Here is a 15,511-nt window from a genome sequence, read left to right on the forward strand (position 1 = left end):
TCTGGGCCAAGTCGGCCAATTTGTACCGTTGGCGGTGACCTCCTGAAGGTTTCAATCGCTACAACCCTCTGTATTTTCCTGGGCAGTGGCGAGGGAGGGAAAGACTCCCGGCCCGTCATGGTTGTACCACTGGTCCAACACGGCGTTCCACTGTTGATGCGAACGAATTTGAGCGAAATGAGGTCGGACTTCTAGGTGCTGTGGGTGACTAGCGGAGTACTTGATGCCGAACTTGCGCATCAACGTAGGTGTCCTTTCGGGGCCGTATAGGCTTTCGGCCAACCGCCAGTGCTGCTGCATGACTTCTCGTTGCCGCCGCAAGTCAGGTGGTGCAGGGCACGGTCGTCCACTGGCCAGCGCCTGGGCCTGCTCGAATATCCACGGATTGCCAATGGCACCGCGCGCGACGGTGACCCCGTCCACGCCCGTCTGCCGAATCATGCGCAGGCAATCCTGAGCGGTAAACAGGTCACCACTGCCCAAAAGAGTACGTCCCGGAAAAGCATCTCGAACTTCGCGCAGAAACTGCCAGCGGCTGGGACCGTTGTAACGTTGCAGTACGGTTCGGCCGTGAATCGTGGCCGCAGCGATGCCGGCTTGGAATGCGCCTTCGAGTATCTCGAAAAACCGATCACGGCTTTGCGGCGTGTCATCCAGACCGCGGCGCATCTTGACCGTCACTGGAATTTCCGGCGGGACAATGTCACGTGTTCGTCGCACAATTTCCAACGCCACAGCCGGCTGCGACAAATGAAAGCCGCCTCGGCAACGCCCCAGCACCTTTTTTACTGGACAGCCAAAGTTGATATCAATGACCGCAAAGCCAGCCTCGACCAGACGCCGCGCGCCGGCTGCAAACTGAATGGGCTCCGCGCCCATCAATTGCCCAGCCACCGGCTGTTCGTCAGCAGTATTAAACAAAAAGTGTCGATTGCGCTGACGGTCACGGAGCGTCACTAGAAATTGATCTAACATGACTTCGCACAGCGAATAACTGGCACCATGCTGGCGCGCGATCAATCGCATCGGCCAGTCGCTGTAGCCGCTGAGCGCCGCCTGGACACATGGAAACCCGATGTCCACATTACCAATTCGTAAGTAAGGCAGCGGTTGTTCAAGATCGGCTACCTGGGGGCTCAGCAGCATGGTTCTCCTCCGTTTAGTGAGCTGGAAAGCTCTGAGCAATTTTCAACGATGGCACCACTTGGGTCTATCCCAAACGGTTATTGACTCCTGGGAAGCATCTGATGACTACCCGTTGAATCCTGAGACCATCGAATGACAAGCCTGGCCGCAGACCTGGTCCGTTCCTATGAAGACGGACCAACTTGGCTGCAAACGCCCGAGTAGCAACGTGCCGAGTGCGAACTTGTAAGAGGTGACATTGCTCCCGAACAAGATGATCGAACGCCAATAATTCTCAGGGGATCGGTGGCCACTCGGTAAGGCGCTCCTGCTCGTTGTCCAGGGCGGCGTCTTCGATAAGCTGACAGTTGTCCTCATTGAGTTCGAGGTTGACCAGCTCCAGCTCGCCCTTGGTCTCGCGGCTAAGATTGCACGAAACGGTGCCGTCCGCGCTCAATGTCTCTTCCAGCGCTGACACCGTCTGCCAGCCAAGCGCCGCAATCAGCCCGATGGAGGGTTGTTCAACGAGCTGGTCTTCGGAGTAGGCGGGGGGCTCATGAATCCATGACCTGCACATCGATCTGGCCAGAGAAGCGGAAGTGGACGAACCACTCGCGGTAGAGGGCGCGGGCCAGCGACTCCAGAATGCTACGCGCGAGAACGGAGTCTGGGAGTGAACGGCTACATTTGATCTAGGCCAGCAGAGGCTTGACAAGATTACCGTGAATATCGGTTAGCCGATAATCGCGGCCTTGAAAGCGATAGGTCAATCGTAAATGATCCAAGCCCAACAAGTGCAATAGAGTGGCATTTAGATCGTGGACATGTACCGCATCTTGCACCACGTTGAAGCCAAGTTCATCGGTCTGTCCATGCACATAGCCGCCGCGTACGCCGCCACCGGCTAGCCACACACTAAAACAGCGATTGTGGTGATCGCGTCCATCGTTGCCGCCCTGGACCATCGGTGTTCTGCCGAATTCGCCACCCCAAATCACCAGCGTATCTTTCAGCAGGCCGCGCTGCTTGAGATCCTGCACCAATGCGGCGCTGGCTAGGTCGGTATCGGCCGCATTTTGTTTGACTCCTGACGTCAAATTGCCGTGCTGATCCCAAGCCTCATGGAACAACTGGACAAACCGCACGCCGCGTTCGATCAATCGTCTGGCTAATAAGCAGTTGCGAGCATAGCTGGCCGCATGGGGGTCGCGAATGCCATACATGTCCAAAATATTCTGCGGTTCGCCAGACAAATCCATCAGTTCCGGAGCGCTCGATTGTAGACGAAAAGCCATTTCGTAGCTTTGGATGCGCGCTGCCGTCTGCGGGTCCCCCAGCGATTGCAGCGACAGTTCGTTCAGTCGATTGATGGCATCCAGTGAGCTGCGCGCGGCCACTGCATCAATGCCAGGCGGATTGGAAAGATACAAAACGGGATCGCCCGCGCTGCGCAAAGGCACGCCGCCATAGGCCGTCGGCAAAAAGCCCGCCCCGTAGTTGCTGGCGCCACCACTGGTACCTTTGGCGCTGGTTAAGACGACGTAACCAGGCAGATCGCTGGCGTGGCTGCCCAGGCCATATAACGTCCAAGCGCCAAAGCTCGGGCGGCCAAATTGTTGTGTCCCGGTGTTCATTAAGATTTGACCCGGAGCATGATTAACAGCATCGGTGTGCATTGAACGGATCAGGCAGATGTCATCTGCAATTGTGGAAATGTGCGGAATGACTTCACTCAATTCCATGCCGCACTCGCCGCGCGGCGCAAAGTTGAATTTTCCGCCCAACAGCGCAGAACGCGGATCGATAAAGGCCGCGCGATAGCCTTCCAAGAGACTCGCCGGTGGCAGTTGTCCGCTTCGCGCCTGCAATTCTGGCTTGGGATCAAATAACTCCAACTGGCTGGGAGCGCCCGCATGGAACATGTAGATCACGCGCTGCGCCTTGGGCTCAAAGTGAGGTGACTTGGGCATCAGCGGATTGTCGGCAGCGATTGCTGATTCGGCTGCACCGCTTTCACTACCAAGAGTCGCCGCAGCCAAGCCTGCGAGTCCAACCGCACAATCGCGAAAGAACCAGCGGCGTCGCTGATACTGGGCGCTGGCTTGGCGTAATTCTTGAACAAGGTTCATAACACAGTTCTCAATAAGGTGCGACGTTCAAATGCAGCCGGAAATATTCTTAGGACTATTGCAACACAGTGGCTGGGGCAGCGACGTCCGCCAACACGAGGGCTGTTGGGCTCTATACAACTTCTGGCCAACGCGATTAGGCGGCTAATTCTTGGATATGGTTTCGTCTAGGTTCAACAGCACTCGGGCTACCAGCGCCCAGGCGGCTGCATCTTGCGGCGTGGTTGCTGGCGGCAGGCTGGGCAGGGTATCGGGTTTTCCGGTAATGATCTCGCGAGCGTTTAACCAACCTTCGGCCAAGCGTTGACGCTGTGCGGCTAACAGTTCTTGCACCGCAGTCCGTTCGGCTAAGGACGGATAGCGCGCCATACATAACAAATAGGCAAAATTGATGCGTTGCAAGTCATCTGAACCGCCTTCGGACAAAATACGCAGTCCCAAGGCCCGCGACGATTCGACAAAGATTGGCTCGTTCAACCCGGTTAGCGCAGCTAGTGGGGTATTGGATCGAACGCGACGTGCACAGGCGAAATCGCCATTGGGCGCATCCAGGCTGGACATGGCGGGGTCAGGCATGGAGCGTTTGCGGAAGCTGTACACGGTCCGCCGATATCGCTCCGGGGCCTCGGCCGGAGTCCAATAACTGGGATAAACGTAGTTGTAATCCAACACGTTTTGCGGCACCGGTGGGATGACTCCTGGTCCGCCCAGTTCATGGTGAATTAGTCCGCTCAGCGCCAGCGCCATATCGCGCACTACTTCGGCATCAGCCCGAAAACGCGGGCCACGCGCCAACCAACGATTATCGGGGTCGGCCTGCCAAGCAGCCTCGGATATTCGTGACGTCTGTTGATAGATTTGACTGGTCACTATCTGCCGAATCAAATGTTTGGTGCTCCAACCGTTTTCCATAAAATCGACGGCCAGCCAATCCAGCAGGTCGCGGTATTCGGGTATCGGTGTTCGCGATCCAAAATCCTCCGCCGTCTCAACCAAGCCGCGCCCAAAGATATTCTGCCAGACACGATTGACGGCCACACGAGCTGCCAATGGCGAGCGCCGGTCCACGAGCCACCGAGCAAACTGCAATCGTGGGGGATCGTCCGCAGGTTGTAAATCATGCAGCGCTGCAGGCACATGGGGCGCGACCACGTGTTCGGGGCGATCCCACTGCCCCCGGCTGAGGAAATGGGTATCGCGGTGCTGGTGCGGCTGCCGCTCAGCCAAATGCAATACAGATGTCAGCGCCGAGGGATACTGTTGCCACAACTGGTCAATCTGCTGGCTGAATGACTCCAGCTCCGGCACACTCTTGTGCCAAGCCCAAAACAGTGCAGCCGCTTGTTGAGGTGTGCGTTGTTCAGGTGTTGTCGCCATCGCCAGCACGGCATCATAGTTCACGTTGGCGGCAACTGGTTGCGGTGACTTGGTCAACGATAGTCGACAGCAACCGGCCATGTCGTTCATGCGCATGGCGATCTTGACCCGCGTGCCAGCCGGAGCGCTCAGCGGCTGCTCAAATTGAACTACGGCGACCGACGACGTGTTGCGTCGGCCAACTCCACGGTCGGCTCGCCACCAGGTATTGTCTGCGCCGTCAATCAGCAGTTGAACAGGACCACTGCGATCCTTGTCAGAATTGTGTTTCTGCTCTGCCTCAGAAAAGTCGGCTGTGGCGGCGACGAGTTTGACCTTGTCCCATTTGTCGCTATCGGGCGGTTGTATGAACAGCTCCAGCTCGCGAATTCCCCAACCGCCAACAGAATTGCGACCGGGACCACCGAAAGGCAAGTCTCGATGCGTTAAGACCTCTAGACGCAAACCGGTCGCTTCAGTTAACTCCGGTGAGCCTATGAAATAGACGTCGTCGCTATTGTGGCCCAGCATCAACAGCGACAAGTCTGCTTGTTGTACCGGGTGATTCAAGCCGCTGATGCTATTCATGTCGTCGAAGGAAATAGGCTGCCAATGGGCCTGGCTGGCCTGCACCGACTGAGACCATTGATCGAGTTCAGATTGCCACGCTGGGCGTTGGTCGCGAATCTGCTGCTCGATACTCACTAGCTGGGCGGTAATGTGGTCGATCTGCGCTTGCTGCTCTGGCGTGTAGACCCAGGACCGGGCTTCGTAAGTGTCGTTCAGAAAAGCGAACAGGCCGTAGTATTCGTCCTGCGACAACGGATCGAACTTGTGGGTGTGGCATTGTGCACATTGTGCGGACAGCCCCAGTACCGCCTTGCCCAGACAGTCCAAACGATCGAACATCTCGACCATGCGGAACTCTTCGGGAACGATAGCTCCTTCTTCGTTAATCATACTGTTGCGCAAGAAGCCGGTGGCGACAATCTCGTCTTGCGAGGCATTCGGCAATAGGTCACCGGCGATCTGCTGAATGATAAACTGGTCATATGGTAAATCAGCGTTGAGCTGTCGAATGACCCAGTCACGCCAGGCCCATTGTTCGCGACGCAGGTCCTTTTCGTAGCCATTGGTATCCGAGTAGCGCGCGGCGTCCAACCAGGGCCGAGCCCACCTTTCGCCATAGCGCTGACTGGCCAGCAAGCGCTGAACAGTGGCAAGATACCCGTCGCGCTGAAATGCATTCAGATCGTCAATCGATGGCGGCAAGCCAACGATGTCCAAATACAGTCTGCGGCACAGTGTCCAAGGTGATTCAGGCGGAGAGGGCGATAGACCCTGTTGGGCCAGGCGATAGTGCACCAAAGCATCAATCGGATGCGGTTGCAGTGGCGCATCGCGGGATAGTCGCTGTGAGTTGTCTATGGTTGGCAAGTCTACCTTACGAGGTGGTGTAAATGCCCAGTGCTGGGCGTAATGCGCACCTTCCTGGATCCACTGTCGTAGTACCGCAATCTGTTGTGTCGAAAGCGGCTGACCATGCGACTCAGGAGGCATGCGCGCATCTGTGTCCTGGGACGTTACGCGCTGCATCAGTTCGCTAGCCTCGGAATCGCCAGGCACGATGGCTGCCCGACCGCTGTCGCCCCCCTCAATCGCTGCCGGCTGGATATCCAGCCGCAGTCCGCCATGACGCGCGGCTTCGTCCTGTCCATGACAAGCCAAGCAATGTTCCACCAGAATCGGTCGAATCTGCGTGTCAAAATCGACGTTCGCCACCGCCAATTGCCCGATGGCCGCACTGGCCACCAGAATTCCGACGAACATACGAAAATCGCGTGTACTCACTGACGCATTCATATCTGTTGGCAAGTGGAGTCCAGTTGGACTCTTCACTAAGGATTCATGTCATATTTGAAATCGTAAAACTCACAGTCTGAAACTTCAGACCGCAGCTGCTGCCCTCCATTTTAGACAGTAGAATTGACTTTCACACCGGCCCCACGCCGAAATAACATGGGCGGCCTCACAAGATCGCGCCAGCAGCCAGCGTTTCCAGTCGTTGGAGATTTGGCTTGCCACCGGCTGGCGACGATAGCTACGAGTAGGTCGCTTGTCTAAATTGCGGCAACCTGCCGTAGTAGCAACCACGCTTCGGGGACGCCGAGCGTGCCGGGTTAGTTGGTCGGTTCCCAAGACATCGTACTTTGTCGTGGGCGCATGATGGGAGCGGCGATGTAGCCGATGGGGGCCTCCTGCCAGATCGCCATGTTGTTGGTGAAATGGGTGCCTTGAATCAGGGCACCGCCTTTGATCAAGAAACAACCGCTGTGCGGTAGGTCACCTTTAATGAGGGTCTCCGTACTGTCACCAGATGGCCGAATGATATGGAATAACCCTCGCAGTGTGGCGGGCAGGCAATCGGTGGTATTGGCATTCTGCGAATTTCGATAGGGGGTGCCTGGCGGATTGAAATTGATGGACCATGCAGATTCAATGAGTGTTCCCGTACCGTCAAATTCAATTGTGTTACCTTTAGAACTGGCCTTCGTAATGTTGGCAGGTTGCCGATTCGAGGGGGCTTCCCAGATTACATTGTTTGTTACTCGAAGTGCCGAGCCACTATTGAGTGCGATTAACAAGGTAGCGCGAATGCGGCAATTGGCGATGGTCAACAGACCGTTGCTGGGTACCGAAATGGCGTAGATGCCGTCCGGACTGGGTGTGCCCCATGGATTGAATTGACTTGTTATTAGCTTGCCGCTGAATCCTTGACCGCTGGTGACGGTCGCGTAATCGAGCATGGCGGCTCGCGACAAATACGATTCAAAGACTGAATCTGCAGGCATGGCCATGGCGTTCGGAAACGTTGCGCTGGTTCCGCCGATGAGGGTGCCTTTAATATCGATAGAAGTACCTTGGGCAATGATTCCCTGATTGTTTCCGGTGAGCACGTTTTCTGATGGAAGTTTCAGGCGAACGTTGCTCGAGAATTTACCACCCCAGATATTTGCGGAGTAGACCTCCATTTTGTCGCTGGAATGCACAACAGTCTGCAGAACATCAAAACCCTGTCCGGTTGGCTCCAGGTCCTGCTTCAAGACGCGGGTGGTCGTGCCAACTTTACCGGTGGCGATTACCGTAACATGATCGTTGGCATCGTCAGACAGATTGCCATCACTGTCCACAAGTTTCCAGGTGAAGGTGCCATTTCCGATGGTGATTTGAGATATGGGCGTGCCATTGGAGTAGGTGCTTCGCCAGTTGGGGTTATTGGAAAGCGTGGCGATACAATGTTCCATCCCTGAGTAGGCAATCCACATGGCTTGCTGCGCATCGTTGGCATCTAGGGTGCTGTGAGCTGCCCCATTTATTTGTACCACGTGATATGAAAGATTGGGTTAGGAAATAGGTAAGGGAATGGAATGTTCGCTGTGCTGATGGAGAGGAGTGAGCGCAGCGGTGCGTTGGGCATGGTTGAGTAATTGAAGGTGAAAGTCCTTTGCGGGACCTATCGGAGGTAACCGCGAGCGAAGGCAACTGCATGAATGGACAACTAAATCTAGCTGTTTCATACGCCGCGAGGCCATGTGGGATGGAAGCTGTTAGCGAACTGCAGCACCGAACGCAAGTGAACCTCATTGTAGGCTTGTTGGCCCGGGTTAGTGTGCCGCTATACACGACGCCCAATATCCGATCGGGGCCAGGAAGTATTCGAGGCGGGCGCGGCAATACATTACTCAACCTTACCCCAAGAGATCTCTATCGGTCCACAATCAGACTCCCACGAGCATGTGGTAGGGCACGCAGGAAACGACAACTGCCCAAAGTCGATGGAGAAGTCGGATCACTTCGTAGTAGCGTTGAAGCCGGGTAATGCCGGTGGAGCGAAGGAGTGACAAGTTGAAAGTTCTGAATCACGTCAACTGAAGTTCGTGTTTGCCGACAGTCCTGACACTATGCAGAGTTCAGGGGCGAGTTCGCGCGGTCCACAGACGTATCTGCCAGGCCAAGAGTACTTGCAGCATCAAGCGGAAGTCAATTTGACGAACGAAACAGACACGAGCAACTGACCCCGGTCAGTTGTTGGAACAGTAGCATGGCTGCCGAACTGGCACGCGCGCTTGCTCAAGGTTGCATCGAATAAAGGTGCTCCCGGCGTCGATGGAGAGGCGTCGAATCGGCTGTCGAGCATGCTCCACAGTTGCTGGCCGATCTTCATCAAGCCTTGATCGAGGGTGCGTATATCCTGGAGACATCCGCCGAGTTTGGATACCAAGCCCGGGGGTGGCGAAAGAGGTTTAGGCATTCCCAATGTCGTGGATCGAATTGTTCAGCAGGCGGTCCTCCAGGTTCTGGAGCCGATCTTTGAACCAAGCTTCCATAACAGCAGTCATGGTTTCGCCGTCGTCGCGGTGCACAGACTGCGATCGCCGAAGCTAAGGGGTTACTTCGCGAAGGTTACGGCACCTCGGTCGATATTGATCTTTCAAGTTCTTCGACCGAGTTCATCACCAACGCTTGCTTAGCCGCTTGGCCCAGCGGTCGGCGATGGACGTATCCCGAAGCGTTCACTTGATGCTGAAAGCGAAAGTCGTCTTACCAGATGGCAGTAGTTCTCCGACGCAGAAGGGGCCCCGCAAGGCGGTCCGCTTTCACCACTCCTCTCGAACGTCGTCCTTGACGAACTCGACTGGGAGTTAAGTCGTCGTGGCCTTCGCTTCGTGCGCATGCTGATGATTTCCGTATTTTCGTCCGCAGTCACAGGGCTGGAGAACGCGTGATGGCATCCGTGCAACGATTCATCGAGACCGTCTTCGCCTCCAGGTGAATACGGAAAGAGTTCGGTGAGTCAGCCATTTGACCTTTCCTTCCTTGGCTTTAGCCTGCGGAAAGCATCCGATGGCTCAATCTCAGTCAGTATCTCCGCTAAGACAAAGCAACGTTTGTCTGCCGCATTCGCGAGCTAACACCTCGCACATGGGGTAACTCATTCGCTCGCTGCGTCGAACGTGCCAACCGCTATTTAACGGGTTGGGTTGATTACTTTCGGTTATGCACCAGCCCAAGTTCCTTCAGCAACTTTGATGCTCATATCCGGCGACGGCTACGAGCCATCTTAGTCCGCCAGAAGAAACGCTCACGTCACCTGTACCGTCATTTGCAAACCCGCGGCGTATCCCGGGGCCAAGCTTGGAAAACCGCCTATCAGATTCGTAGCGTTTGGAAGCGAAGCAGCAGCTTTGGTGTCCACAAAGCCTACTCGAACGCATGGTTCGAGCAACGGCTTGTATCGCTCTCCGTCCGATGGCAAGAACTCCAGCCAGCCGCGCAGGTCCAAGGACAGCTTATGCTGTTCTAACATGTTCAGCTTGAGGAGCCGGATGTGGGCCCACAAGTCCGGTTCTGTGAGAGGTGCGGGGGAGCAATCCCCCGTGCCTACTCGACAACGGAACGGAATCAGCACAGCGAGCGGCGAACTCGTTGGGGGTCAGGTAGCCCAGCGAGCTGTGGGGCCTGACTCTGTTGTAGTCGTCTTGCCACTGTCGGGATTTGAGTCTTGCGTCTGCCACTGAAACCAGCTCGCTCGGTTGCAGATACTCGTCTCGGAGTTTGCCGTTAAAACTCTCGCACACTCCGTTTTGCCACGGCGATCCTGGCTCGATATACAGCGTCTGAATCGATAGTCTGCTTAGCCACTGCTGGATCGCTTTGGCCATGAATTCAGGCCCATTGTCGCTTCTCAACATCTTGGGGACTCCATACATCGAGAATAGCTCAGCCCGGCGTATCAATCGCGTCTTCGCTGGTGATGCTTCGTGACACCTTGATCGCCAGAACATCCGCGTGTATTCGTCGATCATTGAGCCATCGGAGTCTTGTGCCCTGGAGCGTCGTCGATTCCATAAAATCCCATGTCCATACATCATTCGGTTGGCTGGCTGGCTTCCGATGACAGGCGTTCACCGCTTGGCCTTGACTTCGCTTTCCTGCGTTCCTTGGTACTCTCAGCCCTGCCGATCTCCACAGTCGGTACATACGCTTCATGTTGAGGCTGTCTCCCTTCTCGACGCAGTAGTTGTCCAATCCGGCGATAGCCCCAACGCGGTCTACGCCTAACTTGCTCCATTATGCGTTTGTTAGCCGCTCGTCTTCGTCCTTCGGATGCCCCTCATAACGCTGGGTGGATCTTGGTTGTGCCAACACCCGACAGGCTCGACGCTGCGATACTTGATACTTCGCTTGCAGCATCTCCACTGCTTCTCGACGCGCTGAGGGTGCTCAGTTTCCCGGGCGACCTCCCTGAGCATCTGAATGTCAACGCCTGGTCCGCCACCAGTCGTTTCAGCCGAGTGTTTCATCTTCCAGTTGCTTTAAACGCTTGGCCTCTTCGCTCTTCATGCCGCCGTACTGCTTGCGCCAGCGGCTCAGTGACGGTTCACTCACTTCCAACGCTTGCAGCACCTCGCCCACACTCTTGCCAGCCGCAAGCATCGCGTCGGCGTCTCGTAGTTTCTTGATGATCTGTTCGCTTGTGTGTTTGCGTCTTCGCCTTGTCATTGAAAGTCCTCCTGCCCGTTTCGGGCTCTTCGACTTTCATATCACCTGGATCAGGTTTTGGGGAGCAGGTCAGCTGCGTCGGAATGCGCGTGCTACCGTCAGGCTGGCTAGGCTGATGGTGAATACGATGCTGGTGACCATCAAGACCAGCAAATACGTGCTGGCGCGGCGGCCATTCGATGGGCCCAGGTGCCGCGAATGGCTCCATGTATTCCTGCCGGAATCTCTCGGTGGTCCGATCAGCGGCTGGCGTTTCCAAGGAATCGAAAGCAATATGTTCGTCATTATTGTCTACTGGGCGCTGGTAGCGTGATTGAGCGTCTGTGTGCCACCAAAGTGGCTATAGTTCAATCCCGACTTTCGGATCGATAGCTCAACTCCCTGCACGAAGTTAGAGGCCACATTCGGTGGGCGATCGTTGCCTCCATAGCGACTTCTCAGTCCCTGTACCCTCACAATCTTTTTCGCTGGAGTGGTAACTGTGACGGTGATTCGTTTGAGCCCAGTGTCCGAATTTGCGGTCCCCGATGTAGAGTTAGAAATTGGGAGGAGATTTACAGTTACTTGCACACGCCACTGTCCCGTATTTCCGAATCCATCCAGTAGAGCGCCAGTTCTTGATTGTGGTGGTGACTCATCACAACCATGGAAGTCGTCTACGTCATCAAAGGCTGCTCGGCTTGTACGCGGTTCATCAGGCTCAGGGCCAAAGAGGGGAGACACAGGGTCTTCGTAGTAACTCTGCATAATCTCCGTCAGATACAACTCAGCCAACGCCGCCGCCCGCCGTTGATCGCTCAGTTCAAAGTAGGAACGCACCGTGGCAGCCGAGCTGCGCATACTAGCGACGGCCAGAGTGCCCACGAGCAGCGTACTGCCGATAGCCTCGATCATCGAAAACCCGCATCGCCTTTTGCGGTGCGAGTTTATCTGACTAGATGTGGTTCGCCTGTGCCACTTACCAGGGTTGATAGGTGATTGTTCCATAGACCTTGAACCGCATGTCTTGAATGTCATTAGGATTCGACCATATTGACCCCGCAGTGTTAGAACTCAGCCAGTGCGCACGCGGGGTCAGTGCACTTCCAGAGCCTTTGTATTGGATCGTTGGAAAGGAAATGTCTATAAAGGCGTGGGAAACCACCAAGCAATACGCATTTTCCGGCACCAGCCCCGTGATCGGGCCTAGGCTAAACGAAACCCATTGAAAGCTGGTGGGCAATGAACTGGTTGGCACAGTTATTGAGCCCAATGTACTCGGGCCTGGCATGGGCTTGTTCGTGATGGGGTCGGCTTGGCGAATTGAGATCATGAACTGGCCGCCTAGATTGATGCTGCTCTTACGAACAATCATTTCAACCCGGGTGATTGACCAGGAAATTGCATCCGGGTGAAGCCGAGGCTTGAACCATTGGGCACACTGATCGGTAAGGGAGATGGTGAAGCTGCTGGGGCTGCCCGGTGGCGTAACATCTTGGAACAGCAGCAATTCCCCTGTTTCGATGGGAGCCGGAACCGTGGGGCCCATGGCGCGAGTAAAGTAATTCAGGCGCAAGATGTCAACGTCGCTGGCCAAGACTTGAGGAATTCCACTATTGATTGACCACAGCAATTGCTTCTGTACTGGACCTGTCCACTGGTAGCGCAACGTATCCAGGCCTGCACCACCACTTCTGCTGGGAACGGAGAACTGCACATCATTGGCCGACTGAACTGAAAAAGCATTCGCCGTAGCAAGATCGGTTAGCAGTCGATCGGCCAGATCGCCAGTAGTTGCGGCAGCAGTCGCCGTGGTTGGCGGTTTGGCCGACTGGATCGCCAGTGACAATGTAGCCGCCATACCCACCATCACGATGCTAGTAACCGTCATGGCTATGACCATTTCTAACAGAGTGAAGGCCATCCATTTTCGATTGTCAGGTTTTAGTTCCAAGTTCCAGGTAATCGAATAAGAATTCGTCATTGGACGGTCGCCTCCGCCGACGTGGCATTCAGGACGACTGATTTGGTTTGTCCACTGCGGTGCAATACAACAGTCCCTCCACCATCCGCAGTATCGAAGCGGTTAAAGACTACCTGGGAACTACCACCCAACCCGCCAGGAAAGTCGACCGAGTGTATCCAGCACGTGTAAGGTGGCTGAGTCAGATTCACTGCGTAGGGCTGATGCGAATGGTCCAGATGCGGAACGCCAGGCATGGAGTAGGAGTGCGTGGCGCTATCGAATATGACCGCTATGTCCATGCCTGAGTTTCGTGCGGCTCGCCGCGCCATTTGCAAGTCTAACGCGATGCGCTCGGCGGCGGTCTGTAGCCGATAGCGATTCAGAGCTCCAGAAAATCGCGGGGCAGCCATGAGGGCTGATACGCCCAGAATGAGTAAGACGATCACCAGTTCCAGCAATGTCACGGCGCTGCGTTTGGAGGAACCTAACATGGTTCGTGCCATCGAACGTAGGGCTGAGAATATCAGATCCATGGCAGGCTCAGTTGATCTCATTTGTTGGTGATTCCACCGGATGCACCACCACACTGTTGGGTCGGATGGATACGATTTGCCACCGATCAGCCACAACGTCTTGTTCGTAATACACGCGATCGCCAATCAGCACTGCAGGCCGCTCGGTACCACTCACGATGGCCGACAGACTACCGGCTTGAGCCGTCAACAATTCCGCTACAGTGGCCTGTGGGGTAACCGCGCCGTCAATGCCAGCACTTATCAACAGTTGGCTAGCCTTGGTTTTCGCGAATGCCTCAGCGGTCTGGCGAGCGGCTTCAGCGTTGAAAAAAGGGTTAGCCTCCAGGATTAGATCCAAATGGACCTCGGGTAGTGTGGCCATCGGCTGCTGTGCAACACCAAATGAGGCAGCCCCGTCCCGCAAGGTAACGGCAGTGACTACGGGCACGCTTGGTGCAGGCACTGCCGGCGCTGCTGCTCCGGAGGCCGGCTGAGCTGAAGCAAGTGAGTCGATTGCTTCAGAATCCGATGGGCTGAAAGCATTCATCAGCGCGACAGCCAGCAGGGCCACCAATAGCGCGGCGGCTAGCAGCTTCTTGCGTTGTTCTGATGGAGTGGATTTTGACTGCGGTTGCGACATTGTATTAGGCTCCTGCACCTGAACTGGTGGAGGCAGAAGATTGGGTAAACAACAGGCCGTGTAGGTTCAAGTTGAAATGTGTGCCTTCGGGATTTCGCGGGACCAAGTCGATAGTAGTCAGCCGATTCATGCGCGGGCAACTTCGCAAGCAATCCAAGAACTGGCACACCGCTGTGTAGGATCCGTGGGCTGAAATCGCAATTCCACAGCTCACATAACCGCTGTCCATTATCTTGGATTGCGGTCGAAAGTCGTGTACAGTCAATCCGCAGTTGTCTGCCTGTTGATGCAGCCAGCCCAGAAACGAAGCATCGTCTAGTGTTGGTGATACACGTTCCAGCCGAGCGTTATTGGCGGCTTGCCAATACGAGGCTTCCGAACGGACTTCCGCCAAGCGCTGCACAATGGCAGGCCGCTCGGACTGCAACTGTCGAGCGGCCTGCTGATCGATCTGACTTTGATGAATCGTGGCCTGAATGGGGAGAATGAGGCCATACCACCAGCCAGCAGCCATCAGCGCGCAAGTGATGCTTCCGCCCAAGACACTCGTCACACGGTGCAGTTGAATTTGACAGTTGTGCTGACAGAGTCCAAACATGATTGGCATTTAAACCTGGTTGATTTACTGTTCACAAACGATTTGAAAGGTCTGCCTGGAACCGACTTGTTCCGAATTAGTCTGCGCACTCAGCAATTCCACTTTGGTGAACGCTCCAGAACTCCGTAAGTTGTCGATCAGCCCTAAACACTGGTCGGAATGTGCTTGGCCTGAAAGTTGTACCTGTTTCCGCGGTGTGACAATTGTCAACTGGGCGCTCTGAGCATTGGTCGTGGGAGCCGTCGTATTAATTTCACTGACCCTATACGAGCTAAGGAGGATAGAATCCCCCGCCTCGCGACAGCATTGACCAATGGTCTGCAAAATAGCCAGTGGAACATCGGTCTGCTCCAGCGTCTGGCTATCGTTTACCAGCTTGCGATGAAGCTCAGTCATTTCTGTGAGCCGTTGAACGTCAGATGCAGCCTGTCGCACTTCGGCTACCTCAGCTTCAATAGACAGCAATTGTTCGGCGGCCAGTCGACGCTTATGGTCCAGCATGACGAAGATGGAACCGAATATCAGTGCAGAGCCCATCCACATGCGTAACCAAAAGCGAAACTGCCTGGCGCGCAGGAATCGTAATTCCGTCGATAGTGGCAAAAGGTTAACTGAGGATATCATGGCGGTACTTGTGGC

15 protein-coding genes are annotated in these 15,511 nt (G+C 55.4%); 2 read left to right on the plus strand and 13 right to left on the minus strand.

Annotated features, from left to right (window positions below; all coding sequences use genetic code 11):
* Window positions 1-51: 51 nt before the first annotated feature.
* From KF752_12950 to KF752_12970, 5 genes are all read right to left on the minus strand, one after another.
* Window positions 52-1,146 carry a tRNA-dihydrouridine synthase gene (locus KF752_12950; GenBank protein MBX3422454.1) on the minus strand — a complete coding sequence of 365 codons (1,095 nt, stop codon included), beginning with the start codon at window positions 1,144-1,146 and terminating at the stop codon, window positions 52-54.
* 274 nt (window positions 1,147-1,420) lie between these two features.
* Window positions 1,421-1,702 carry a hypothetical protein gene (locus tag KF752_12955; GenBank protein ID MBX3422455.1) on the minus strand — a complete coding sequence of 94 codons (282 nt, stop codon included), beginning with the start codon at window positions 1,700-1,702 and terminating at the stop codon, window positions 1,421-1,423.
* A gap of 115 nt (window positions 1,703-1,817) precedes the next feature.
* A complete protein-coding gene (locus tag KF752_12960; GenBank protein ID MBX3422456.1) occupies window positions 1,818-3,254 on the minus strand; it encodes a DUF1501 domain-containing protein in 1,437 nt (478 codons plus the stop codon).
* A 144-nt stretch (window positions 3,255-3,398) separates the two neighbouring features.
* Window positions 3,399-6,461: a PSD1 domain-containing protein gene (locus tag KF752_12965; protein ID MBX3422457.1), complete on the minus strand. Its 3,063-nt coding sequence runs from the start codon at window positions 6,459-6,461 to the stop codon at window positions 3,399-3,401.
* Window positions 6,462-6,790: 329 nt separating this feature from the next.
* The gene (locus KF752_12970) at window positions 6,791-7,996 is read right to left on the minus strand and encodes a hypothetical protein (protein ID MBX3422458.1); all 1,206 of its coding nucleotides are present in this window, start codon (window positions 7,994-7,996) and stop codon (window positions 6,791-6,793) included.
* Window positions 7,997-9,570: 1,574 nt separating this feature from the next.
* Between KF752_12970 and KF752_12975 the strand changes: the two genes are divergently transcribed.
* Window positions 9,571-9,975, plus strand: coding sequence for a hypothetical protein (locus KF752_12975; protein MBX3422459.1), 405 nt, complete (start codon window positions 9,571-9,573; stop codon window positions 9,973-9,975).
* Here KF752_12975 and KF752_12980 read toward each other — a convergent pair.
* Both KF752_12980 and KF752_12985 read right to left on the minus strand, forming a co-directional pair.
* Window positions 9,962-10,543 (minus strand): transposase family protein, encoded by a 582-nt coding sequence (locus KF752_12980; GenBank protein ID MBX3422460.1) that lies wholly within the window; start codon window positions 10,541-10,543, stop codon window positions 9,962-9,964. The two genes, KF752_12975 and KF752_12980, sit on opposite strands and share 14 nt — an antisense overlap.
* 415 nt (window positions 10,544-10,958) lie before the next feature.
* Window positions 10,959-11,174, minus strand: coding sequence for a transposase (locus KF752_12985; GenBank protein ID MBX3422461.1), 216 nt, complete (start codon window positions 11,172-11,174; stop codon window positions 10,959-10,961).
* 127 nt (window positions 11,175-11,301) lie between these two features.
* Here KF752_12985 and KF752_12990 point away from each other — a divergent pair, with 127 nt between their 5' ends.
* Window positions 11,302-11,487 carry a hypothetical protein gene (locus KF752_12990; protein MBX3422462.1) on the plus strand — a complete coding sequence of 62 codons (186 nt, stop codon included), beginning with the start codon at window positions 11,302-11,304 and terminating at the stop codon, window positions 11,485-11,487.
* Here the strand turns inward: KF752_12990 and KF752_12995 are convergent.
* The 6 genes from KF752_12995 to KF752_13020 form a co-directional block, all read right to left on the minus strand.
* The gene (locus KF752_12995; GenBank protein ID MBX3422463.1) at window positions 11,466-12,068 is read right to left on the minus strand and encodes a hypothetical protein; all 603 of its coding nucleotides are present in this window, start codon (window positions 12,066-12,068) and stop codon (window positions 11,466-11,468) included. The genes KF752_12990 and KF752_12995 overlap by 22 nt on opposite strands.
* Window positions 12,069-12,132: 64 nt before the next feature.
* Window positions 12,133-13,137, minus strand: a complete 1,005-nt coding sequence (locus KF752_13000; GenBank protein ID MBX3422464.1) for a prepilin-type N-terminal cleavage/methylation domain-containing protein — start codon at window positions 13,135-13,137, stop codon at window positions 12,133-12,135.
* The gene (locus KF752_13005; GenBank protein MBX3422465.1) at window positions 13,134-13,673 is read right to left on the minus strand and encodes a hypothetical protein; all 540 of its coding nucleotides are present in this window, start codon (window positions 13,671-13,673) and stop codon (window positions 13,134-13,136) included. The genes KF752_13000 and KF752_13005 overlap by 4 nt, the downstream gene beginning before the upstream one ends.
* Window positions 13,660-14,274: a hypothetical protein gene (locus tag KF752_13010; protein MBX3422466.1), complete on the minus strand. Its 615-nt coding sequence runs from the start codon at window positions 14,272-14,274 to the stop codon at window positions 13,660-13,662. The genes KF752_13005 and KF752_13010 overlap by 14 nt, the downstream gene beginning before the upstream one ends.
* A 4-nt stretch (window positions 14,275-14,278) precedes the next feature.
* Window positions 14,279-14,872 (minus strand): type 4a pilus biogenesis protein PilO, encoded by a 594-nt coding sequence (pilO, locus tag KF752_13015; protein MBX3422467.1) that lies wholly within the window; start codon window positions 14,870-14,872, stop codon window positions 14,279-14,281.
* Between the two features lie 24 nt (window positions 14,873-14,896).
* Window positions 14,897-15,496, minus strand: a complete 600-nt coding sequence (locus tag KF752_13020) for a hypothetical protein (protein MBX3422468.1) — start codon at window positions 15,494-15,496, stop codon at window positions 14,897-14,899.
* Window positions 15,497-15,511 lie beyond the last annotated feature (15 nt).

The sequence above is a fragment of the Pirellulaceae bacterium genome, from assembly GCA_019636385.1.
In the GTDB taxonomy this organism is placed as follows: Bacteria; Planctomycetota; Planctomycetia; order Pirellulales; family Pirellulaceae; genus Aureliella.

Coding starts and splice junctions, on each gene's coding strand:
- KF752_12950 (MBX3422454.1), bottom strand. CDS start 1,146: ATGCTGCTGAGCCCCCAGGTAGCCGATCTTGAACAACCGCTGCCTTAC.
- KF752_12955 (MBX3422455.1), bottom strand. CDS start 1,702: ATGTGCAGGTCATGGATTCATGAGCCCCCCGCCTACTCCGAAGACCAG.
- KF752_12960 (MBX3422456.1), bottom strand. CDS start 3,254: ATGAACCTTGTTCAAGAATTACGCCAAGCCAGCGCCCAGTATCAGCGA.
- KF752_12980 (MBX3422460.1), bottom strand. CDS start 10,543: ATGATGTATGGACATGGGATTTTATGGAATCGACGACGCTCCAGGGCA.
- KF752_12985 (MBX3422461.1), bottom strand. CDS start 11,174: ATGACAAGGCGAAGACGCAAACACACAAGCGAACAGATCATCAAGAAA.
- KF752_12990 (MBX3422462.1), top strand. CDS start 11,302: ATGCTGGTGACCATCAAGACCAGCAAATACGTGCTGGCGCGGCGGCCA.
- KF752_12995 (MBX3422463.1), bottom strand. CDS start 12,068: ATGATCGAGGCTATCGGCAGTACGCTGCTCGTGGGCACTCTGGCCGTC.
- KF752_13000 (MBX3422464.1), bottom strand. CDS start 13,137: ATGACGAATTCTTATTCGATTACCTGGAACTTGGAACTAAAACCTGAC.
- KF752_13005 (MBX3422465.1), bottom strand. CDS start 13,673: ATGAGATCAACTGAGCCTGCCATGGATCTGATATTCTCAGCCCTACGT.
- KF752_13010 (MBX3422466.1), bottom strand. CDS start 14,274: ATGTCGCAACCGCAGTCAAAATCCACTCCATCAGAACAACGCAAGAAG.
- pilO (MBX3422467.1), bottom strand. CDS start 14,872: ATGTTTGGACTCTGTCAGCACAACTGTCAAATTCAACTGCACCGTGTG.
- KF752_13020 (MBX3422468.1), bottom strand. CDS start 15,496: ATGATATCCTCAGTTAACCTTTTGCCACTATCGACGGAATTACGATTC.